The organism is Mesorhizobium sp. LSJC280B00, assembly GCF_000502835.1.
GTDB lineage: Bacteria > Pseudomonadota > Alphaproteobacteria > Rhizobiales > Rhizobiaceae > Mesorhizobium.
Window position 1 is genome coordinate 1 of record NZ_AYVL01000002.1, and the last position, 21,345, is coordinate 21,345.

Genomic DNA, 21,345 nt, shown 5'->3' on the forward strand with positions numbered 1-21,345 from the left:
CCGGCCTTGACGTCCAGCGGGACGAGCTTGCCGGCTTCGTCGCGGGCGCCGGAACCGACGGCGATGATCTCGCCTTCCTGCGGCTTTTCCTTAGCCGTATCGGGGATGATGATCCCGCCCGCGGTCTTGGATTCGGATTCGACCCGACGAACGACCACGCGGTCATGAAGCGGGCGGAACTTCGACTTTGCCATTTTTTATTCCTCGATGAGAATGGTGAGAACAGTTCCTCCGTCCGGCGGCGCCGGACATGTGGTTAGCACTCATCTTGGGGGAGTGCTAACGTGGCGCTGAAATAGGCTGGCAGCTCGTGCGAGTCAAGGCGCCCGCTGGGCATAATCAGGACAATTGCTTCAAACGGATACTTGACCAAGTCAACTAAATCGCTGATCTTGCCGGGAGGAGGATGCCATGACCATTCATCATCACCCAGGCAAGGAGCGGATCGACGCGGTGCGAGCCTTCAACCGCTTCTACACCCGCCAGATCGGGCTGCTCGACGAAGGGCTGCTGAAAAGCACCTTCTCGCTGACCGAGGCGCGGGTGCTCTATGAGCTGGCGCATCGCGATGGCCTGACCGCCACCGACCTTGCGCGCGATCTCGGCCTCGATGCCGGTTATCTCAGCCGGCTGCTGAAGAAGTTCGAGGAGCGTGATCTGGTCGAGCGCGCCACGATCGAGGCGGATGCGCGGCGCTCGTCGATCGCGCTGACCAAGGCCGGGCGGCAGGCCTTCGCGCCGCTGAACCAGGGTTCGCACGACCAGGTCGCGGCTTTGCTCGAACGGCTTTCGGTTGCCGAACAGGACAGGCTGGTCAAGGCCATGCAGACGGTGCAGCGTTTGCTGGGCGGAAGCGCCGAGCCCAAAATTCCCTATATGCTGCGGCCCCTGCAAGTCGGCGACATCGGCTGGATCATTCGTCGCCAGGGCCTGCTCTACGCGCAGGAATATGGCTGGGACGAAACCTATGAAGCGCTGGTCGCCGAAATCCTCGGTGCCTTCGTCAAATCCTTCGATCCGAAATGGGAACGCAGCTGGATCGCCGAGCGGGAAGGGGAGGTCGTCGGCTCGGTCTTCGTCGTGCGCCAGTCGGACGCGGTGGCGAAGTTGCGCCTGCTCTATATCGAGCCTTCGGCGCGCGGCCTCGGGATCGGCAAGCGGCTGGTCGAGGAATGTGCCGGCTTTTGCCGCGCCAGGGGTTACAGGACACTGACGCTGTGGACCAACGACGTTCTCGCCGCCGCTCGCCACATCTATGAGGCTGCGGGCTTTAAATTGACCAACGAGGAGCGCCACCATTCCTTCGGCAAGGATCTGGTCGGCCAGAACTGGAATTTGGAGCTGTAGCAGCGCCGCAGAATTTCGAGCATCGGCCTGGGGCGGTCGCTCAGGTCACAGGCTTAATGTTTTGGTTCAAGCGAAAGAAATTGGTGGGATCATACTTGTTCTTTAGTGCGGCCAACCTCGAATAATTCTCGCCGTAAGCCGCCAGAACCCGATCAGTGCCCTCTTCGCCGAGATTATTCGCATAGACGCCGCCGGTCGAGAACGGTCTCATTGCATCCCACAGGTCGCGCGCCCATCGGATGTGCGTTTCGTCGTCAGACGGATTGTCCCAGATCGATATCGGGAAGCAATCGTAAAGTGCATCTCTGTTGGCGTAGGGCGTTCCGTCCATCGGTACTCGCGAGATGGCGCCGCCAACCTGCTGCAGGACCAGAAGCGATTCGCTGGGTGCAGCCATGTAAGCCGCAAGCATGGTATCGATCGCCTGATCTGTGATTTCGCGCATGAACTGCGCCTTCCAGTAGTAGCGCCGCCCGCGCGGAAAGAGGCTGTCCCCGGCCGATTGGATTTGAAGATAGGGGACAGGAGCAATCCGGCGCTCAACTGGCGTGCCATACTCTCTCAGAGGTTGAATGATTTGCTGGCCTTCGTCGAGTGGGCCGATGTAGCACGCCGATATGCTGAAGAAGCGTTCGCCCGAGGGCGCCGTCACAAGTGCTGCATCCAGGCTCAGCTCATCCGGGGCGCCGCTCGAGAACGCACGATAGAACCGCATCGCTTCGCGTGCCTCTTCGTAGCGGTACAGCATCGATCCCGCGATGAGGAGCGGACCCACGGGATGGAGCTTGTATTCGAAGGTGGTGACTATTCCGAAATTGCCGCCGCCGCCCCGAATGCCCCAGAACAAATCTGCATTTTCGGCCGCGTTTGCCGTGAGCAACCGGCCGCCCGCTGTCACGATTTCGACAGCGACAAGGTTGTCGCAGCTCAGTCCATGTTTGCGGCCAAGCTTGCCGAACCCGCCGCCGAGTGTCAGTCCGGCTATGCCGGTATCCGCGTTGACACCCATGGTCGTCGCAAGACCATGGACCTGTGTGGCTGCATCGAACTCGCCCAGGTTCAGGCCGGCTTCTGCGCGCGCAACACGGCGGATCGGGTCGACTTCGATCCGCTTCATGCGTGACACATCGATCACCAAGCCGCCGTCGCATACCGAACTGCCGGCGACGTTATGACCACCGCCGCGGACGGCGACGAGGAAGCCTTGCGATCGGGCGAAGTTGACGGCCGTGACGACATCGCTGGATTCGGCGCAATAGAAGACAGCCGCCGGCCTCTTATCGACCATGCCATTCCAAACTCTGCGCGCCTGGTCATAGCCAGGGTCGTCCGCAAGGATCAGATCGCCGCTAATCGCCTGCCTGAGCCGGGCGATATCTGGCGCCTGCAACGTCGGCTCGGAACCGTCTATAAGCTTGAACATGCTCATCAAGGGATACCCTTCGTGATCCAGCACGGTTGGACAGGCCGCTGTCGTTCACCGGATCACAATGATCTCATGCGGCGCCATTCGCTGCAAAATCGAATATCTCAGTCGCTGGATGAGCTAAATTCATCTAAACTGCCTGGATGAGAAAACTTCCGCCGCTCGGGTCGCTTCGCGCCTTCGAAGCCGCTGCCAGGCTGATGAGCTTCAGGAAGGCCGCGACGGAACTCGGAGTGACGCCAACGGCCATCAGCCACCAGATTCGATTGCTGGAGGAGGTCTGTGGGCAACTGCTGTTCCGGCGGCGCCCACGACCGCTCGTGCTCACAGGCGTGGGCGAACGGCTATTCCCGGTAATTTGCAGCGGCTTCGACGCTTTCGCTGCGGCAATAGCATCAGCTTCGGCCGGAGTTGGCCAACGCCCGTTGCGCGTGACGAGCCCAAATGCATTTGCCAGCCGATGGCTGGTTCCGCGCCTGTCGAAGTGGCGCGAACAGCATCCGAACATTCCACTGGAGATCATCGGGACAGACGCTGTTCTGGACCTGCGAGCCGGTGACGCCGACGTCGCGATCCGCTATGCGCGCAGGATGCCGCGGGATGTTCCCGCGCAGGAAATTTTTCGGGACGCATTCTTTCCGGTATGCAGCCCGGAGCTGTTCGCAGGAGGCGACCGACAGATCGAGCGCGCCGCCGATCTGCTGCAATACCCGCTCATCCATTTCAATTGGACGAACCGCGACCCGGAAGCGCCGACTTGGCAACGATGGCTGGCGATCGCACGCTCGATCGATCCCAGCATCCCCAATGCCAACCAGGCATGGGACCTAAGCTTCCGCGAAGAGCTGCACGCGATTGACGCGGCAGCGGCAGGCCAAGGTATCGCTATCTGCAGCGATGTGGTCGTCAGTGGCGAACTCGAGGCTGGCAGGCTAGTCAAGGCACATGATCTCTGTCTGCCAGGCTATGGCTTTTACCTTGCCTGCGTAGCCAATCACCCCCGACAAGCGCATATCGAAGCGTTTTCCGCCTGGATGAGATCGATGGTCTGAGCATCTGAACGCCGATCTTCCGCATGCTCGTCACAAGCGCCCGGCGTAATAAATTGCTAACCACGATCGCCCTGCACCGACTGCCATGCACACTTGCCGGCTTCTGGCACAATCCGGCTCCTTGAATTATGAGCACGCTTATTATATATGTCGCTCATGGTTTCCGACGGCATCGACAGATTGGGCTTTTTGATCCACGACGTGCAGCGCCTGATGCGCAAGCGCTTCGAGGCGCGCGCCAGTGGTTTCGGCCTTTCTTCGGCGCAATGGCGGCTTCTGGTACGTGTCGCCAAGGAGGCGGGTGTCGCGCAGGCGCGGCTTGCCGAGCTTCTCGAAATCGAGCCGATCAGCGTCTCGCGTCTTGTCGATCGCATGGAGGAGGGCGGCTGGATCGAGCGCCGTTCCGACGCAACCGACAGGCGAGTGCGCATGATTTTCCCGACCGCCAAGGCGAACGCGGCCTACACGCATGTCAAGAGCCTTGCCGGCGAGGTTTATGAGGAATCGCTCGTTGGCGTTTCGCCGGAAGATCGCCGCGTCCTGGTCAGGGCGCTGGAGACAATGGTGCAGAATCTTGCAGATGGTGAGACGCCGCCCTCGGAAAAAGTGAAGAATACGGAAGGCGCAGCAGGATGAACGCGGTAGCCAAACTAGATGAGAATGCGGCCAAGCTGGAGATGGAAGCTCCCGCGAAGCCGGCGGCAGCTCCGGTAACGGTCGCTCCGCAGATAGCTCCGGCACCGGTGGCGCCGAAGAAGAAGCGCCGTGCCGGCCGCTTCCTTTTGATGTTTGTGCTGCCCGCTGCGTTGATCGCCGGCGGCAGCTATGTCTGGGTGACCGGCGGCCGCTATCAGGAGACCGAGAACGCCAATCTGCAGCAGGCCAAGGTGTCGATAGCCGCCGATACGGCGGGCCGCATCGTTCAGGTCGACATTTTCGACAACCAGTCTGTCAAGCAGGGCGACGTGTTGTTCGCTATCGATCCCGAGCCCTACCGGATCGGATTGGCCCAGGCCGACGCGGCGGTGGCCGGCGCACGGCTCAATGTCGAGCAGTTGCGTGCGGCCTACAGCCAGGCGCTGGCGCAGGAGAAGTCCGACGAAAGCCAGGTCCAGTACGCGCAGTCGCAATATGACCGCGCCGCCGACCTTGCCCAGAAGGGCATCAACGCCAAGTCGTCTCTGGACGAAGCCAAGAACGACCTCGACAAGGCGAAGCAGCAGCTGGCCGTGGCCCAGCAAGGGATCGTCAGCGCCAAGGCGGCACTTGGCGGCAATCCCGACATCGAGACCGACAAGCATCCAACGGTAATGGCGGCGCTCGCCGCACGCGACAAGGCGGCCTACGATCTGGTCCAGACTACGGTCAAGGCACCTGCCGACGGCATCATCAGCCAGGCCGCTTCGTTCAAGGTCGGCCAGTATGTCGGTTCGGGCACGCCGCTGTTTTCGCTGGTTGAGACCGGCGACACCTGGGTCGACGCCAATTTCAAGGAAACCCAGCTCACCAACATGAAACCCGGCCAGAAGGCCGAAATCATGGTCGATACTTATCCGGGCAAGACGTTCGAAGCCACCGTCAAGGCGATCGGCGCCGGCACCGGCGCCGAGTTCTCGCTGCTGCCCGCGCAGAACGCTACCGGCAACTGGGTCAAGGTCACGCAGCGCATTCCGGTCCGCCTGGAATTGACCGATGCCGACGCCAAGGCGGCGCTGCGCACCGGCATGAGCGCGACCGTCACGGTGGACACCGGCGTTTCCCGCGGGCTGCCGAGCATTTTCCGCCGCGCCACGGCAGGCGAGGCCAGGTAAAGAGGCCTGGTAGCGGCCGCATAGCAAACAGCGAGATGGATGCAGGATTGGTCCGAGGGAGGCGCAGGAAAAGTTGAATGCGTAGACGGGCTGCGCTGTAGCCTGCCTGAGCAGACAACGCCGCGCAGGATCTTCGGTCCTCAGGTTTCCGGGCGGCAGGCGCCCGCTTTGTCGAGACGCTCAGTCGATGTAACCCCCACATCGATGCTCGCGTCCCACCGCGATGAGGGTCTCTCTACAGCGGGGCCTCGCCGTCCGGAAACCTAATGTACACGTTTTTGTTACCTGCTGGAAGTTTTACGTCATGAGCAGCCCAGAACCCTTTCGCGAAGTACCGCACCGCGGCCTGATCACAGTTGCGCTCATGCTTGCGACGATCATGCAGGCGCTCGACACGACGATCGCCAACGTTGCGCTGCCGACCATGACCGGCGATCTCGGCGCCTCCCCCGACAACATCAACTGGGTGTTGACCTCCTACATCGTTGCCGCCGCGATCATGACGCCGGTGACCGGCTGGCTGGCCGACCGCTTCGGTCGCAAGGAGCTGTTCCTGACGGCCGTGGTCGGTTTCACCGTCTTTTCAATGCTGTGCGGCATCGCCTGGAGCCTTGAGACCATCGTTTTGTTCCGGCTCATGCAAGGCGTGTTCGGCGCGGCCATCGTGCCGCTGTCGCAGACCTTCCTGCTCGACATCAACCCCAGGGAACGCCACGGCCAGGCCATGGCTATCTGGGGCGCGGGCATCATGCTGGGACCGATCCTTGGCCCGACGCTGGGTGGCTGGCTGACCGAGAATTTCAACTGGCGCTGGGTGTTCTTCATCAACCTGCCGGTCGGCATCATCGCCTTCCTCGGCATGGCCGCATATCTTCCCAGCGTCGCCCGGCGGGTGCGCAGCTTCGATTTCTTCGGCTTCACCATGCTCTCGCTCGGTGTCGGCGCGCTGCAGCTGATGCTCGATCGCGGCGGCGAGGTCGACTGGTTTTCCTCGATCGAGATATGGATCGAGCTTGGTCTTTCCATCACCGGCTTCTGGGTATTCACCATACATACGTTGACGGCGGAGCACCCCTTTATCGACCCCAAGATCTTCCTCGATCGCAATTTCGTCACCGGGCTGGCGTTCATCTTTGTCATGGGCGTGCTCATCCTGGCGAGCATGTCGCTGCTGCCGCCAATGCTGTCGACCATCTTCGGCTATCCGACCCTCACCATCGGCGTCGTCCTGGGGCCGCGCGGTGTCGGCACGATGATCGCGATGCTGTTCGTCGGGCGGATCATGCACAGGATCGATGCCAGGATCCTCGTCGTCATCGGCTTCCTGCTGACCGCGCAATCGCTCTACACGATGTCGAGCTTTTCGCCGCAGATGGACAACTGGCTTATCCTCAGTTCCGGCGTCATCCAGGGCCTTGGAATGGGAATGGTGTTCGTGCCGCTGTCCACCGTGGCTTTCGCCACGCTCGACGCACGTTTCCGCACCGATGCAACGGCGCTGTTCAGCCTGGTGCGCAATCTTGGCTCGTCGATCGGCGTATCGGTGGTGACGGTTCTGCTGGTACGCAACACGCAGATCAACCACGCCGAGCTCTCGGCCTATATCAATCCGTTCAATCCCAACCTCTGGGCGGCATCGCCGGCAGCGGCGGGCGGCGATCCGACGGCGCTGTCGCTGATGGATCGCATGGTCAATATCCAGGCGATGATGATCTCCTACGTCAATGACTTCAAGCTGCTGATGATGATGACACTGCTTGCTGTCCCCTTTGTTTTCCTGCTGCGCAAGCCAAAGGCTGCGCCGCCCGCCGGTGGGGCGCCTGCCGCGCATATGGACTAAGTCTCACGGCTCCGGCACCGCGACCGGCTCACGGCTTCCGTTGCCTGTGCCGGTAGCGTCGGCGTTGAGCCAGGTTCACCTGCCATTAGTATATCCGGACCAATATGCAGTCGCTTTTGGGTTGAAGGCGAGCCTCCTTTGCTTGCCTCAAGCATCAGCGGGAGGAATTGTGTTTGGCCACGAAGTCATCCAGGCAAACCGCCGAAGCACCCGAATCCGCCAATCTAACGACGCTGGCTAAACTGGCGACTGCCTCGTACGAAGCCCTCGAACGCGAGCTGCGCGCGACGATTGCAGCACTCGAGGACCAGGCACTGCGGTTCCAGACCGCGATCGAGAACATCTCGCAAGGCATCTGTTTCTTTGATGCCGATGAACGGCTGATCCTGTGCAATCGACGCTATGCGGAAATCTATCGCCTTGCACCGGAGCAATTGCAGCCGGGTGCGGCGCTGCGCGAAATCGTCGAGCGACGCGTCGCTGTCGGAACCTCGGCAATGAATGCGGACGCTTATCTGGCGTTGGCCCGGGCAGTCAATTCGGGCACGGCTTCGGGGAACTGGACAGCCGAGCTCGCCGATGGTCGGACAATTCAGGTCTGCCATCAGCCGATGCCTGACGGCGGCTGGGTGGCCACGCACGAGGACATCAGCGAGCTCAGCGCCAACCGCTTGGTCGTCGACGAGCGTATCTCCTTGCAGACGCTGATCGACCTGGTGCCTGACTACATGTGGGTGAAGGACACCGAAAGCCGCTTCGTCGTCGCCAACCGAGCCATTGCGTCCGACAGCGGTCGAGACAGCACGAGCGACATGATCGGTCTGAGCGACTTCGACCTTCACGCGCCGGATCTTGCGCAGAAATTTCGCCTCATCGAGCAGCAACTGATGCGCGACGGACAACCGATGATCGACGAGGAGGAGTTCGTCGTCGATGCGTCAGGCACCGGCAAATGGTTCCTGTCTACGAAACTGCCGTTGCGCAACGTTCAGAACAACATTTTCGGCCTCGTCGGCATTGCCCGCGACATCACTGCGCGCAAGCAGGCCGAAATCCTTCGCGACGGGCAGGCGCATATCCTCGAGATGATCGCAAAGAGCGCTCCCCTCGAAGACGTGCTCGAGCGGCTCATGCGTCTGGTCGAGTCCCAACTGGCGGGGATATTCGGTTCGGTCTTGCTGCTCGACAAGGATGGCAGCCACTTGCGCCACGCCGCCGCGCCGAGCCTGGCGAGAGACTACACCGACGCCGTCGACGGCGCCGCGGTAGGCCCAAGGGCAGGGTCTTGCGGTACCGCAGTCTATCGGCGCGAGCCGGTGATTGTCGCTGACATCATGCAGGATCCGCTTTGGCAGGACTATCGCGAACTCGCGCGGCCACACGGTTTGCGTTCATGCTGGTCGACGCCGATCCTGTCGCATCAGGGCGCCGTGCTCGGCGTTTTTGCGATGTATTCTGTGACGGTGCGCGAACCGACCGAGGCCGAGACTCGCCTCATCGATTTCACCACGCGCATCGCCGGGATCGCCATCGAACGCAAACAGGCCGAAGACCGGATCCACTTCATGGCCAATCATGACGTGCTGACCGGGCTCCCCAATCGCGCCTTGTTGGAGGACCGGCTTTCACAGGCAGTCTTGTACGCCCAGCGATACGATCGCTGGGTGACAGTGGTGTTCATCGATCTGGACAATTTCAAATTCGTCAACGACACGCTCGGCCACAATGCCGGCGACGAGCTCCTGAAGATCGTCGCAAGTCGCATGGTCGACTGCGTCCGGGCGACCGATACCGTCGTGCGGCTTGGCGGCGACGAATTCGTCGTCGTGCTTTTCGACCAGCCGGCGAACGTCGATCTCGTTTCCGAGACCTTGCAAAAGCTCAGGGCTGCACTCGCCGAGCCGGTTCAGCTCGGAGCGCATCTTGTGCGGGCGACGGCCAGCATCGGCATTGCCAACTATCCCAAGGATGGGACGGATCCCGATACGCTGCTGGCAAATGCCGACGCGGCCATGTATCGCGCCAAGGAGTTCGGCCGCGATAATTTCCAGTTTTACGCTCCGGAGTTCAACACCAGGGCGCATGAAAAATTCGTGCTTCAGGAAGAGTTGCGAAACGCCTTGGCGCGTTCGGAATTCACGCTGCTCTACCAACCGCAGGTGGACCTTCGGTCAGGTCGGGTTTTTGCGGTCGAGGCGCTGATACGCTGGAACCACCCAACGCTTGGCACGGTAATGCCGACGATGTTCATCCCGACCGCCGAGGAGACAGGTCTGATCGTATCGATCGGCGACTGGGTTCTGCATGAGGCGTGCCGGCAGAACAAAGCCTGGCAAGACGCAGGACTGCCGCCCTTGACCGTTTGCGTGAATGTGTCGGCGCGGCAATTCAGGGAGCGCAACCTGATCGATCGCATCGTCAGCGCGCTGAAGGACAGCGGCCTGGAGGCCAGGTATCTCGAGCTGGAGGTGACCGAGAGCCTTATCATGCAGGATATCGAGCTGGCGGTCGCCACCATGAACGCCCTGCAAAGCCTGGGTGTCCAGATCTCGATCGATGATTTTGGCACCGGCTATTCCAGCCTCAGCGCACTCAAGACCTTTCCCGTGGCGCGGCTGAAGATCGACAAGTCCTTCATCAAGGATCTCGCCGCCGACGAGAACGATCAGGCTGTGGCCAGCGCGGTGATTTCATTGGGGCAAAATCTCAACCTGAGGGTCATCGCCGAGGGCGTTGAGACAGATGATCAGGTGGCTTTCCTGCGCAGAAACAATTGCGACGAAATGCAGGGCTATCATTTCAGCAGGCCGATTTGTGCGCAGGACGTCGAGGAATTGCTCGGCGGCGGCCGCAAAGACTGACGGATCGGTCGCCAGCAGGCTTCTGCCGACCAAATGGCGGAAGTTATCTGCCGAGCACAAGGCACCAGTAGCGAAGCGTGCTGTCGCGGCCGTCGCGCACATAGGCGAGGCCGAAGCGGGTGAAGCGCGGGTCGAGCATGTTGCGGCGGTGGCCTGGCGAATGCACCCAGATATCAAACAGCTTCTGCTGGTCGAAGCGGCCTTCGGCGATGTTTTCGGCGGCAGCGCCGGCAATGCCATTGTCTTTGACGCGCGAGGCAAAGTCCTTGCCCCAGCCGGTGGTGTGGTTCATTCGGCCGCCGCGCGCCATATAGCCGGCCTGCTGCAGCGCCGCCTGCTCGAGCGGCGCATCGGGGACAAGCGGCCCGAGACCCGCCGAAGCGCGGATGCCGGCCAGCGTGCCAGCGGCGGAGGCAGAGACACCGGCGCCTTCGCCGGTGGGCAGCACGGTGGCGCAGGCGACGAGCCCGGCAAGGGCGCCAAGGCCGGCAGCTCTGAGCAGCACGCGCCTGCTTAGGCTTGGTTGGGCCTCATAATTTTCGATTTTCGTAACGGTCATGCCCGCCTGACATAACCGCGATCATGGCTTTTGCCGGGCAGGGCGGTGAAAATGCGTGATGATGGTTTCGACGTGATGGCACTGTGTCAGATTGATTTCACTGCTCAATCGAAACAGGCTTGCTCGGATGGCGGCATTCGCCCAGGCGGCTGTTCGGGCTCGATACGCCCAGGGGCTCGATACCCAGTCAGGCATTCACGGACCGAGAGTTTCTTTTGCCCCATCTTTGCGGCTTGACGAGCGCTGGCGAGGTATCCTCGGTTGCAAATTTTCTCTGGGGGATATCGCTTGCAGTGACGACCGGAGCGATTCGTAGGCCTGAGCACCAAGCAGCCTCCGGTATTGGTCTTCGAGACGCTGATTGAAATCGTGGACGGTCCGGATCACCGCAAGCGCCGCGTTAGTTGCAACGATTAATTTGGCCCGTCGGTCGTTCGGATCATGCGAGCGCCGAACATAACCGAGGCGCTCCAGTTCATCGATCAACTCACCCATCGATGCTTTGCCAATGCCCGCACGCTCTGCGAGGACGCTGGGTCGGGTTCCCTCCGCGTCGATGTTGGCGAATACAGCGCCGTGTTTGGGCTTGATTGCCGAATGGCCGCTCTCCCGGAGAACCTGGACCAAAGCGCTCGCCGACGATTGATAAGCATAGAGAAGCAGAGACTGCGTGTATGGCTGATTATCCATCTTTCCAAACTTATATGGTGCCCATATAGTATGGCAACCGAACTATATGGCAGGAGGTCAGCATGGCTACCGGCAACGTCCGAACTGAAGGGGTGGAAAGTGTCGCGCACAGGCTGATCGAAGCTTGGAATCGTCACGATGCTCGCGCCTTTGCCGCCGTATTCGCGGCAGATGCCGAATTTACAAACGTCTTCGGTATGCAGGCGACTGGACGTGACAAGATCGAGCAGTTCCATGCCCCAATTTTTGAGAAGATGTTCAAGCACAGCCACCTATCCGCCGAAAGCGTGCGGAACAGGCTTGTTCGCCCTGATGTTGCCACGCTCGACCTGCGGTGGTCCATGACTGGCGCGCTCGATCCGATGGGAAACGAAGGGCCGCGTCGGCGCGGATTAATCAGCGTAGTGGCGACGCGGGATCATGATGAATGGTTGATTGCAACGATGCACAATATGGAACTTGGGGACGATCAAATGGCAAAGTCTCAGGAGAAACTTCAAGAGCATAAGTAGGCTCTTCATTCACACAGAATCAAAAGCGACAGCCAGCCAGCATGGTCAAGCCGATCTGATCGGGCAACGAGATCGAACGGCGGGTCAGGTGATCGGGATTGGCGAGCTATGCTACAGGAGTTGGTGCCGGATGGCGGTGCCTTGTCCCGGTTTGGCTGGCACAATGGCGCGCCCCATAGCCGGTCGCCTTGGTCTTGCGGAATCTAATGTATGAACGGCTTGGAGCGCGCTGGGCTCTCGCCGGCAGTTCTTTGCGGCGCGGTGATCGCCGGGCGGCTATTCCGCCGCCACGAGTTTGGTTTCCGGCGTCGATGTAGCCCGGCTGGCCCGATCGTCCTCGGTATCTTCCCACCAATCGCCCAGGGCGTCGATGAGCGGCACAAGCTTGAGACCGGGCTCCGTCAGGTCGTAATCCACGTGTAGCGGATAGCCGGCATGCGCTGTTCGCCGCACAATCCCGGCTTCCTCCAGCTTGCGTAGTTCGAGCGCCAGGATGCGGTGCGACACTGTCGGATTGTCACGCCTCAGGTCGCTGAAGCGCTTGGTACCGTCCTTGAGATAATAGAGCAGCAAGGTGGGCCAGCGACCGCTGAGCACACGCATGGTCTCCTCGATCGGGCAGCGTGAGACGACATCTTTCATGGCGGGACCTGGTTACAGAATAGTGCGTAATTTACATGGGGCGACCAGCGTTTAGGGTCAAGTTTCGCTGCGCAGCGTGACCCCTAAATCATGGAAGAGACAAAGAAATGGAACCTATTCTCCTTTACGGCTTCCCGCTGGGAAGTTCGATGGGGCTTGTCGCTGCTTTTGAACGCCTCGAACAACGCTACCGCCTGTGTCGTGTCGACATGCTCGCTGAGATGAAGAACGACGCCTATGCCAGTATCAACGGCCGCCAGGAAACGCCGGTGTTGATCACCGACGAAGGCAGGGTGCTCACCGAGACCATGGCGATTGCCGCCTGGCTCGAAGCTCGCGATACGCAACGTCGTATCAGCTTTGAGTCTCGCTCGCCGGAAGCCGACCGGATGCACCAGCTGATGGCTTTCGTGAACACCGGTTTCACCGCCGCTTTCACCCCGCTCTGGGCTGCTTATGAAATGGAGCCGGCCGAACCGGTGCTGCTGGCGACCTTGCGTGACTTTGGCCGCAAGGTCGTTACCAACCGCCATGACCAGCTCGAGGCGATGATCCTCGACACGGATTTCCTGGTCGGCGACCGGCTGACGCTTGCCGATACCACGCTGATCGGCGTGGCGCGCTGGGCGGAGTTCCACCAGGCGGTCGACGGCGCCGCTTATCCCAGGGTGGCGGCGCTACGTCGCCGCATCGAAGCCGATCCGGCCGTGCGATACGCGCTCGCTGTCGAGGCTGGCGAAAAGCCCGCCGGGTCAGGCGCTTGCCTCGGTCACGTGCCGCTGGCCGAGGTGATCGATCGCTTCGCGGCCTAATCCGTTCGTTCAGCCGCCCGGCGCCCCGGCGCCGGGCGGTGGCGACAAGCACGCCGAGATCCGCTATCTTACGGGCGTTCTTGAAGTGGCAGCTGCGGGCGGCCATCCTGGCGGTGACCGCCCCGACACACGGGAGAAAGGTTATGGCCGGCTTTCATGTCATGGCGGACGCACGTGGAATGCATGTACAGCCCACGGTGCGCCGCATCAGCACCGAGGATCTGATAGATGCGCTCCGTCTCGGCGTAGAGGATTTCTGGGCCAAGCCGTCGCATTATGTGTTCCTGTGCCTGATCTATCCGGTGGTCGGCCTGATCCTGACGCAGTGGACCTCGGGCTCGAACGCCATCCAACTCATCTATCCGCTGATGTCCGGCTTCGCATTGGTCGGTCCGTTCGCCGCTATCGGCCTTTACGAAATCAGCCGCCGGCGCGAGTTCGGCATGGATACATCCTGGTGGCATGCGCTCGACGTGCGCCACTCCCCGGCGCTGCCCGCGATTGCAGTCATCGGTATCACGCTGGTGGTACTGTTCCTGCTCTGGCTGTTCACCGCGCAATCGATCTACACCAGCCTGTACGGCAATCAGCCTCCGGCCTCTATCGTCGGCTTTATTCGCGAAGTGCTGACGACCAGCAAGGGCTGGACGCTGATCCTGCTCGGCAACCTGGCCGGGTTCGCCTTCGCCGCGATCGTGCTGGCGACGACTGTCGTCGCCTTTCCGCTGCTGCTCGACCGCGACGTCGGCGCGGTCTCGGCAGTCGAGACGTCGGCGCGCGCAGTTATGACAAACCCGCTGCAGATGGCGCTGTGGGGCCTGATGGTCGCCGTGCTCCTGGTCATCGGCTCGATCCCGCTATTTGCCGGGCTTGCCGTCGTCATGCCCATCCTTGGCCACGCGACCTGGCATCTCTACCGCAGGGTGGTCGAACCGGAGCGGGCAGAGCAGGTCAGGCGGCCGATGTAGGACCGATCAGCGTTGCGCGTCGGTTGCCATCTTGACGGCCAGCGCGGTCAGCACCGTGCCCATCATCCAGCGCTGGATCACCAGCCATAGCGGCCGCCCGGCGAGGAAGATGGCGATCGAGCCGGCCGTCACCGCGATGATGGCGTTGACGGTCAGGCTGATCGCGACCTGCGTGGCACCGAGCACCAGAAGCTGCGACAGCACGTGGCCCTTGCCGGGGCTGATGAATTGCGGCAGCAGCGACAGATAGAGCACTGCCACCTTCGGGTTGAGCAGGTTGGTCATCAGGCCCATGGCGAACAGCTTGCGCGGCCTGTCTTTCGGCAGTTCGCGGATCTGGAAGGGCGAGCGCCCGCCGGGCTTCACCGCTTGCCAGGCGAGCCACAGCAAATAAAGCGCGCCGGCAAGGCGCAGCACATCATAGGCAAAGGGCACGGCGAGCAGCAGCGCGGTGATGCCGAACGCCGCCGACAGCACATAGAACAAAAAACCGAGCGCCACACCGCCCAGCGAGATCAGCCCGGCCTTCGGCCCTTGCGACAGCGAGCGCGAGATCAGATAGATCATGTTCGGGCCGGGCGTCAGCACCATGCCGAGGCAGACCAGCGCGAAGGCAAGGTGGTTGGCGGGTTCAGGCAAGAGCGCATCTCCGGGTGGGGACACTCACCACATGCTTCCATCACCCGCAAGGGCATGACGGCAGGAGCCTTTGCGCCAGCGCGCCGGGCCCCCTGCCTTAGTTGCCAATCCCATCGCCTTCAGCCGACGATGCGCAGGTTCGACAATTCGTTGGCGATTTCCTTGAAATTGTCGGACAGCGTCGCGCCGGTTGCATTCCAGAACAGCTTGGCAGGCTTGCTCGGGTCGGCCGAATCCTTGCGGAAGCGCGAATCCGACGAACACGCCTTCAGCGCATCGATTGCCTTCTTGTCGCTGGCATCTGTGGGCGACAGGTCGAGCGCCACCGTCATCACCAGAACGTTCGAATTCTTTGCATTGGCGCAGAGCGTTTTCATCTGCTCGTCGAGTGCTGCCGTGTAGTTGGCACCGGTATAGGTGGTCTTGCCGATATCGGTGCTGGTATTCATGAACAGGCGGGTTACGCTTCCAGATCCCGGATAGGTCAGCCCAGTGTAGCCGTAGGCGGCGTAGGTCGACCTGTTGTTGGCGTAGCTGCCGTCGCTGACGGCACTATAAGTATTGGCTCCGTCGGTCAGCACCACGACCACCTTGTCGTTGCCCCTCTCGCTGTTCGGCCGACCATCGGTGAACGGTGGGTTGCTCGATACAGTTCGCCAGCCCCAGGCAAGGCCCTCCGGCACGTTGGTGTTGCCGTTCGGCGCCATGGCGTCGATGGCGTCCTTGATCTCCTGCTTCTCTGCGTCCTGGCTGACGTCCTTCAACGGCGTGATCGGGTTGGTGGTGCAGGAGGAATTCGGCCCATCGCCCGCGGCTGCGGATTGCGAACCGTATGGTTTTACCAGGAAATATTTGCGCATGTCAGACTGGCGCTGGGAAGCGGTAGGACCGGCGACATAGGGCCAATCGGCCCACCAGTTGTTGCCGTAATTGTAGGACGTGCTGATGACGTCGTTGATGCCGTCACGGTTGAAATCGAGCCACAGAGTGCCAGCCTCATCCGGGGCGAACATCGGCACGAAAAGCGTGGCCGGCGCGGCTGTATCGGGCGTGGTGTCGTCGACATTGTAGGGATATGGCCGTGCTTCGACGCAACCTTGCCAGCTCGCATAGCGGCTTGTGGTGTAGATATATTCCGGTGCGCTCCAGTGGCCGTACTGGCAGGTGCCGTTCTTCTTGTATGTGTCGCAGACATATTGCTTCGAATTGGGTACCTCTTCGCGGCCCGATTCGACCGTCATGTCGGCGTAGAGGCTGAAACGCGTCAGCGGCTGGTCCTTGGTCTCGCCCCAGCCGGTGCCGCGCTTGTACCAGACGCCGTTGAGCTTCTCGGCATATTTGTCCGGATTGTTGGCGGCACTCATCGTCGTCCAGTCGAAATCCTCGTGCTGGATCGGGGAGATGCCGTCCTGATCCATCCAGCTGTCCTGGTCGTGGGTAGGGCCGACATTGACCGAGGCCGCAAACGGCACGAGAGAAAACTGCACCGGTTTGGTGATCTGCTTCATCTGCTGCGCCTGAAGCGCCAGCGTATCGACAAGCTGCTTGGCGGCCGACTTCAGCAGGTCTATTCGCTTCTCGCCGGTGCCGGAGCCGAGATCGCTCATCGAGCCGGAATTATCCAGCACAAGCGCGACTTCGAGGGTGTTCTTGAGGCGGAGTTCCGAACATTCGGTGAAGGTCGTGTCGCTTGCCGTGCCGCCGATCAGCAGGCTGGCGGCCGGTAGAAAATAGGGGTGGAAGGTGAGGCCGGCGCAGAGCTTCAAGGTGCCGCCGCCGGCATTGTTGTTGGGCAGCGTGACGGTCAGCGCTGTGTTCGCCGGGTCGATACGTGCGAGATTGGTTTCGAAAAATGTCTTGGCGTAGGCCTTGACGTCGTCGTCGCTGGCGCCGGCAACGATCTGCTGGGCGGCGGCGAGGCCGGCCGCATCAAGTGCGTTCAGCGTTTCGTGCTTTTGGCGCAGCAACTCCCCGTAATCGACACTGAGCGCCAACCCGCCCATCAGCGGTACAATGGTGATTGCGGTCATTAAGGAGTAGTTGCCACGTCTGTCGCGTCGGAAATTTCCGATCATTGCCTTCAGCATTCCCGCCCGCCCTGTTTTTTCCGGACGATGCCACGCATTTTTAAATTTCCGATTGCTAAAATACGTTCAAGGTCGGCACGGTTTTTCAATGCCCGTTAACCACACGTCCGCAATCGGCAATGCTGCTCCGCGGCAAAGCCCCATAAGGCTCTGAAAAAGAAGGCTTTCGCCATCACGTCCTCGCCGGCGTCCCCGGGCGGCAATCTTGCGGGCACAACGAAAGCTGGTGACAGAGCGAAGCGCTTCGGTTAATCCGGGCCGGCCGCTACGGACCGTCGGTCGCGGCGCTTGCAAGCATCATGGTACAGGGACAACGGCATGGCGGATTCGCCCGACATCATCGGTTCGCTCGCAGACCTGTCGGGAGCCTATTCAGCCATCCTGTGCGACGTCTGGGGCGTGGTGCACAATGGCGAATGGCATTTCCCGGCGGCGGCTGCCGCGCTGATCGCTGCTCGCGCGGCGAAAATACCTGTCGTGCTGATCACCAATTCGCCGCGTCGCAGCGCCGACGTGGTGGCACAGATGAACGCCATCGGCGTTCCGCCCGCCGCCTACGACCGTGTCGTGACGTCCGGCGACGTTACCCGCGACCTGATCGCCGAAGGGCCGCGAAAGATCTTCCACATAGGCGCCGATCGGGATTTCACGCTCTATGAGGGCCTCGACGTCGAACTCGTCGAGGAGTTCGAAGCATCCGGCGTGGTCTGCACCGGCCTGTTCGACGACGAGGTGGAGAAGCCGGAAGATTATGCCGATCTTCTGCAGAGGCTGCGTGCCAGGAACCTGCCCTTCATTTGCGCCAATCCCGACATCGTCGTCGAGCGCGGCGAACGCATGATCTGGTGCGCAGGCGCTTTGGCCCGCGAATACGCACAGCTTGGCGGACGCACGCTGATCGCCGGCAAACCCTACGCGCCGGTCTATGACGTCGCCATGAAGGAGATCGCCGTCATTCTCGGCCGCCGGGTCGAGCGTTCGCAAGTTCTGGCCATCGGCGACGGCATGATGACCGACATCAAGGGCGCGGCCGACAATGGCTTCGACGTGCTCTACGTATCGGGCGGCATCCATGCCCGCGATTACGGTGAGACGCTGCAGCCGGATCCGGCCAGGCTCGCGGCCTTCCTGGAAAAATATGGCTACAGGCCGGTCGCGGTGATTCCCAGGCTGCAATAGGTTCAAGCCATGACGGCCATGTTCGAACGCATTTCCGCAACCGCACCGCTGCCGGCCCATCTGCGCGGCGGCGTGGTGGCTATCGGCAATTTCGACGGCGTCCACCGCGGCCACCAGGCGGTGCTCGAACGCGCGCGCGCCGAAGCGGAGCGTCGCGGCGTACCCGCCCTGGTGCTGACCTTCGTACCGCATCCGCGAAAGGTGTTTAGGCCGGACATGCCGTTGTTCGTGCTGACGCCGCCGCCGATGAAGGCGCGGCTGTTGTCGCATCTGGGCTTTGCGGCGCTGGTCGAACAGCCGTTCACACGCGAGTTCGCCTCCTTGTCGGCGGAGGCCTTCGTCACCGGCGTGCTCGAGCGCAACCTCGGCATAAGCCACGCCGTTACCGGCTTCGATTTCCATTTCGGCAAGGACCGCCAGGGCGGTCCGGCCTATCTGATGGCTGCCGGCGAGCGCCACGGCTTCGGCGTCACGCTGGTGGATGCGTTTCGCGACGAAAGCGCCGAGGTGGTGTCGTCGAGCCGCATACGCACGCTGCTGTGCGAGGGCAATGTGGCCGAGGCCGCCGGCTTGCTCGGCTACCGTTTCACCGTCCAGGCGGAGGTGATCGGCGGCCAGCAGCTCGGCCGGACACTCGGCTTTCCGACCGCAAACATGAGGCTTTCGCCGGAAGCCACCCTCAAGGAAGGGATTTATGCCGTCCGCTTCCGCCGCGCCGACGGTTCGCTACATGATGGCGTCGCCAGCTTCGGCCGCCGGCCGACGGTCGACGACAGTGGCGCGCCGCTGCTGGAGACCTTCGTCTTTGACTTTTCCGGCGACCTCTATGGAGAGATTTGTGCCGTGTCCTTCTTCGGCTACCTGCGCTCGGAGGTGAAGTTCGATGGGCTTGACGCGCTGGTCGCCCAGATGAAGCGTGACGAGGCCGAGGCGAAGGCACTGCTCGCCGGCGTCAGGCCGCTTTCCGGGCTGGACGCGGCCATAGCTTTTTAGAGCATGGTCCCGAACTGAAGGTCAGCGAAGCAAAAACTGGGAACCGGTTTTCCGATTAAGATCATGCTCAACCAGAATTTATCTCTTCAGTGCCAAGCCAAGGGCGATGAAGGTCCAGCCCTGGAAGATCAGGTCGACGGCCAGGAACAGGCCGAGCACCCACACGCTGTTGACCGGCCAGCCCATGGCGATGACCAGTCCCGCCAGTGCGCTGATGATGCCGGCCGCGACCACCCAGCCCCAGCCCGGCTGCGGCCGGTGGCTGTAGCCTACCCAGGCCCTGAGCACGCCTGAAGCAAGCAGCGCGACCGCCAGGAGGAAGGTCAGCACCGTCGAGGCGAGGACCGGATTGTCGAAGGCGAAGAAGCCGGCGACGGCGTAGAGGAGGCCGCTGAGCAGCCAATAGAAGAAGCGGCCCCATGTCTTCACGCCGAAGGCATGGATAATCTCAACAATGCCGGCCATCAGCATCAGCCAGCCCACGACAAAGACGGAGGCGACGGTTGCGATGAACAGATTGCCGAAGGCGATGCCGCCGAAGACAAGCAGCAGCACCCCGAGCGCCACGAACCACCCCCATTTCGCCCGCGTCTGGCCAATGGCGTCTTTCATGGCATCGCTGTGCACGGTCATTGCCCTTCTCCCTCAAGGTTGCCTAGCTTCTTTGTTCCGGAAGGTAGCGCCGATCGCCTTGCCCGTCCAGCGAGCAGGCTGTGAGCGCCACACTCCCGAGCGATCCGCTAGACCTCCGTTTTTGACCCGAAGCGGCCAAATACCAGATGGAATAATTCGATCATGTGGGGGGTGAGCCAGTGCTAAAAGATAACAAGCGGGTTTACGGGCGACCCGTCGTCCCGTGTATTCGCCGCGGCGCAAGTGTAACGAAAATTCCCAGTGCTGGCATTGGCCCTTTATACGATGACGTGTGCTGCTGCTATATGCCGTTTTCTACGCTTGATGAGGCTAGGGAAGCAAAATGAGCGATGCGGACGAACACCTCGATCTGACGGAGATCAACGCCGTCCGCAGGTTGTTGACCTCAAAGCCTCGAACGGTCCGCTGGGACGAACGCCGGGCACGGCTCGACGAAGTCGGTTCGGTGTGGCCAGTCGCGGAGGACATCCGATGCGAGCATGTGGTTTTCGATGGCCTCGCGGGCGAGTGGTCCCTGGCGCCTGGGAGTGACAGGGATAAGGTTCTGCTCTTTTTCCACGGTGGTGGCTACTGCTCCGGCTCCCTTAAAAGTCATCGTCGAATGGTTACCGAGGCAGGTCGGGCAATGGGAATACGCACCCTCGCGATCGACTATCGCCGCGCACCGGAACATCCTTTCCCTGCGCAACATGAAGACGCACTCACCGCATGGCGCTTTCTGAGCCGGCAAGGCATCGCGTCGGATCGCATCGTGGTTGGCGGAGACAGTGCGGGCGGCAACCTCACTCTGTGCCTGGTCAGTATATTGCGCACGGCAGGCGAGCCGTTGCCGCGATGTCTTTGGCTGGTTTCGCCTTGGACGGACCTTTCGATGTCCGGCGCGACACTATCAACCAAGGACGCAATCGACCCTATCATCCACCGGGCGTATTTGGAGGAACTGGCAACGGCCTATGTTCCCAATGGCGTTGGTCGGCGCGATCCGCTGATCTCGCCTTTGTTCGCCGATCTGAGCGGATTTCCCCCAATGCTGATACAAGCCGGTTCGGCCGAGACGCTGTTGTCGGACGCAACTCGGCTCGCCGAAGCCGCTGGCGCGGCTGACGTTAAAGTAGGTCTCGAAATTTGGCCTCATATGATTCACGCTTGGCCGGTTTGGAATGCGGGGTTGAGCGCCGGTCGCCGCGCTCTTCACAGCGCAGGCATGTTTGTCCGCGAATGTTTGTAACCCCTGCCGAGGCAACTGCTATCGTATTCCAAACACTTGATCTGG

At 61.5% G+C, this 21,345-nt stretch carries 20 protein-coding genes; 12 read left to right on the plus strand and 8 right to left on the minus strand.

Annotated features, from left to right (window positions below; all coding sequences use genetic code 11):
- A partial coding sequence (locus tag X773_RS42270) for a co-chaperone GroES (RefSeq protein WP_023674830.1) occupies window positions 1-194 on the minus strand: 194 nt, incomplete at its 3' end.
- 217 nt (window positions 195-411) lie between these two features.
- On the opposite strand from X773_RS42270, the gene X773_RS42275 reads away from it, so the two are divergent.
- Entirely contained in the window at window positions 412-1,347 is a 936-nt protein-coding gene (locus tag X773_RS42275) for a helix-turn-helix domain-containing GNAT family N-acetyltransferase (protein ID WP_023674323.1), read from the plus strand.
- Between the two features lie 40 nt (window positions 1,348-1,387).
- Here X773_RS42275 and X773_RS42280 read toward each other — a convergent pair whose 3' ends face one another.
- Entirely contained in the window at window positions 1,388-2,776 is a 1,389-nt protein-coding gene (locus tag X773_RS42280) for an FAD-binding oxidoreductase (RefSeq protein WP_245274612.1), read from the minus strand.
- A 140-nt stretch (window positions 2,777-2,916) separates the two neighbouring features.
- Between X773_RS42280 and X773_RS42285 the strand changes: the two genes are divergently transcribed.
- From X773_RS42285 to X773_RS42305, 5 genes are all read left to right on the plus strand, one after another.
- Window positions 2,917-3,825: a LysR substrate-binding domain-containing protein gene (locus tag X773_RS42285; protein WP_023674325.1), complete on the plus strand. Its 909-nt coding sequence runs from the start codon at window positions 2,917-2,919 to the stop codon at window positions 3,823-3,825.
- A 156-nt stretch (window positions 3,826-3,981) separates the two neighbouring features.
- A complete protein-coding gene (locus tag X773_RS42290; RefSeq protein ID WP_023674326.1) occupies window positions 3,982-4,461 on the plus strand; it encodes a MarR family winged helix-turn-helix transcriptional regulator in 480 nt (159 codons plus the stop codon).
- Window positions 4,458-5,636: an HlyD family secretion protein gene (locus tag X773_RS42295; protein WP_023674327.1), complete on the plus strand. Its 1,179-nt coding sequence runs from the start codon at window positions 4,458-4,460 to the stop codon at window positions 5,634-5,636. The genes X773_RS42290 and X773_RS42295 overlap by 4 nt, the downstream gene beginning before the upstream one ends.
- 304 nt (window positions 5,637-5,940) lie before the next feature.
- Window positions 5,941-7,476 (plus strand): DHA2 family efflux MFS transporter permease subunit, encoded by a 1,536-nt coding sequence (locus X773_RS42300; RefSeq protein WP_023674328.1) that lies wholly within the window; start codon window positions 5,941-5,943, stop codon window positions 7,474-7,476.
- A 173-nt stretch (window positions 7,477-7,649) separates the two neighbouring features.
- On the plus strand, window positions 7,650-10,337 hold the full coding sequence (locus X773_RS42305; RefSeq protein ID WP_023674329.1) for an EAL domain-containing protein: 2,688 nt from the start codon (window positions 7,650-7,652) through the stop codon (window positions 10,335-10,337).
- A 43-nt stretch (window positions 10,338-10,380) separates the two neighbouring features.
- Here X773_RS42305 and X773_RS42310 read toward each other — a convergent pair whose 3' ends face one another.
- Together X773_RS42310 and X773_RS0137055 are read right to left on the minus strand one after the other, a co-directional pair.
- Window positions 10,381-10,896 (minus strand): CAP domain-containing protein, encoded by a 516-nt coding sequence (locus tag X773_RS42310; protein WP_023674330.1) that lies wholly within the window; start codon window positions 10,894-10,896, stop codon window positions 10,381-10,383.
- Window positions 10,897-11,091: 195 nt separating this feature from the next.
- Complete coding sequence (locus X773_RS0137055) at window positions 11,092-11,586, minus strand: MarR family winged helix-turn-helix transcriptional regulator (protein WP_051406070.1); 495 nt, start codon at window positions 11,584-11,586, stop codon at window positions 11,092-11,094.
- Window positions 11,587-11,648: 62 nt separating this feature from the next.
- Here X773_RS0137055 and X773_RS42315 point away from each other — a divergent pair, with 62 nt between their 5' ends.
- Window positions 11,649-12,098, plus strand: a complete 450-nt coding sequence (locus X773_RS42315) for an SgcJ/EcaC family oxidoreductase (RefSeq protein WP_023674332.1) — start codon at window positions 11,649-11,651, stop codon at window positions 12,096-12,098.
- Window positions 12,099-12,374: 276 nt separating this feature from the next.
- On the opposite strand, the gene X773_RS42320 is transcribed toward X773_RS42315, so the two are convergent.
- On the minus strand, window positions 12,375-12,740 hold the full coding sequence (locus X773_RS42320) for a helix-turn-helix domain-containing protein (protein WP_023674333.1): 366 nt from the start codon (window positions 12,738-12,740) through the stop codon (window positions 12,375-12,377).
- A 107-nt stretch (window positions 12,741-12,847) separates the two neighbouring features.
- Here X773_RS42320 and X773_RS42325 point away from each other — a divergent pair, with 107 nt between their 5' ends.
- Both X773_RS42325 and X773_RS42330 read left to right on the plus strand, forming a co-directional pair.
- Window positions 12,848-13,552, plus strand: a complete 705-nt coding sequence (locus X773_RS42325; protein WP_023674334.1) for a glutathione S-transferase family protein — start codon at window positions 12,848-12,850, stop codon at window positions 13,550-13,552.
- 143 nt (window positions 13,553-13,695) lie between these two features.
- The gene (locus tag X773_RS42330) at window positions 13,696-14,520 is read left to right on the plus strand and encodes a DUF2189 domain-containing protein (protein ID WP_023674335.1); all 825 of its coding nucleotides are present in this window, start codon (window positions 13,696-13,698) and stop codon (window positions 14,518-14,520) included.
- A gap of 6 nt (window positions 14,521-14,526) precedes the next feature.
- Here X773_RS42330 and X773_RS42335 read toward each other — a convergent pair whose 3' ends face one another.
- Complete coding sequence (locus X773_RS42335) at window positions 14,527-15,159, minus strand: LysE family translocator (protein WP_023674336.1); 633 nt, start codon at window positions 15,157-15,159, stop codon at window positions 14,527-14,529.
- Between the two features lie 119 nt (window positions 15,160-15,278).
- A complete protein-coding gene (locus X773_RS42340; protein ID WP_023674337.1) occupies window positions 15,279-17,234 on the minus strand; it encodes a pilus assembly protein in 1,956 nt (651 codons plus the stop codon).
- 330 nt (window positions 17,235-17,564) lie between these two features.
- On the opposite strand from X773_RS42340, the gene X773_RS42345 reads away from it, so the two are divergent.
- A complete protein-coding gene (locus tag X773_RS42345) occupies window positions 17,565-18,425 on the plus strand; it encodes a TIGR01459 family HAD-type hydrolase (protein ID WP_023674338.1) in 861 nt (286 codons plus the stop codon).
- A gap of 9 nt (window positions 18,426-18,434) precedes the next feature.
- Window positions 18,435-19,418 carry a bifunctional riboflavin kinase/FAD synthetase gene (locus X773_RS42350; protein WP_023674339.1) on the plus strand — a complete coding sequence of 328 codons (984 nt, stop codon included), beginning with the start codon at window positions 18,435-18,437 and terminating at the stop codon, window positions 19,416-19,418.
- 78 nt (window positions 19,419-19,496) lie between these two features.
- Here X773_RS42350 and X773_RS42355 read toward each other — a convergent pair whose 3' ends face one another.
- Complete coding sequence (locus tag X773_RS42355; RefSeq protein WP_023674340.1) at window positions 19,497-20,051, minus strand: HdeD family acid-resistance protein; 555 nt, start codon at window positions 20,049-20,051, stop codon at window positions 19,497-19,499.
- A gap of 343 nt (window positions 20,052-20,394) precedes the next feature.
- Between X773_RS42355 and X773_RS42360 the strand changes: the two genes are divergently transcribed.
- Window positions 20,395-21,300 (plus strand): alpha/beta hydrolase, encoded by a 906-nt coding sequence (locus X773_RS42360; RefSeq protein WP_031211148.1) that lies wholly within the window; start codon window positions 20,395-20,397, stop codon window positions 21,298-21,300.
- Window positions 21,301-21,345 lie beyond the last annotated feature (45 nt).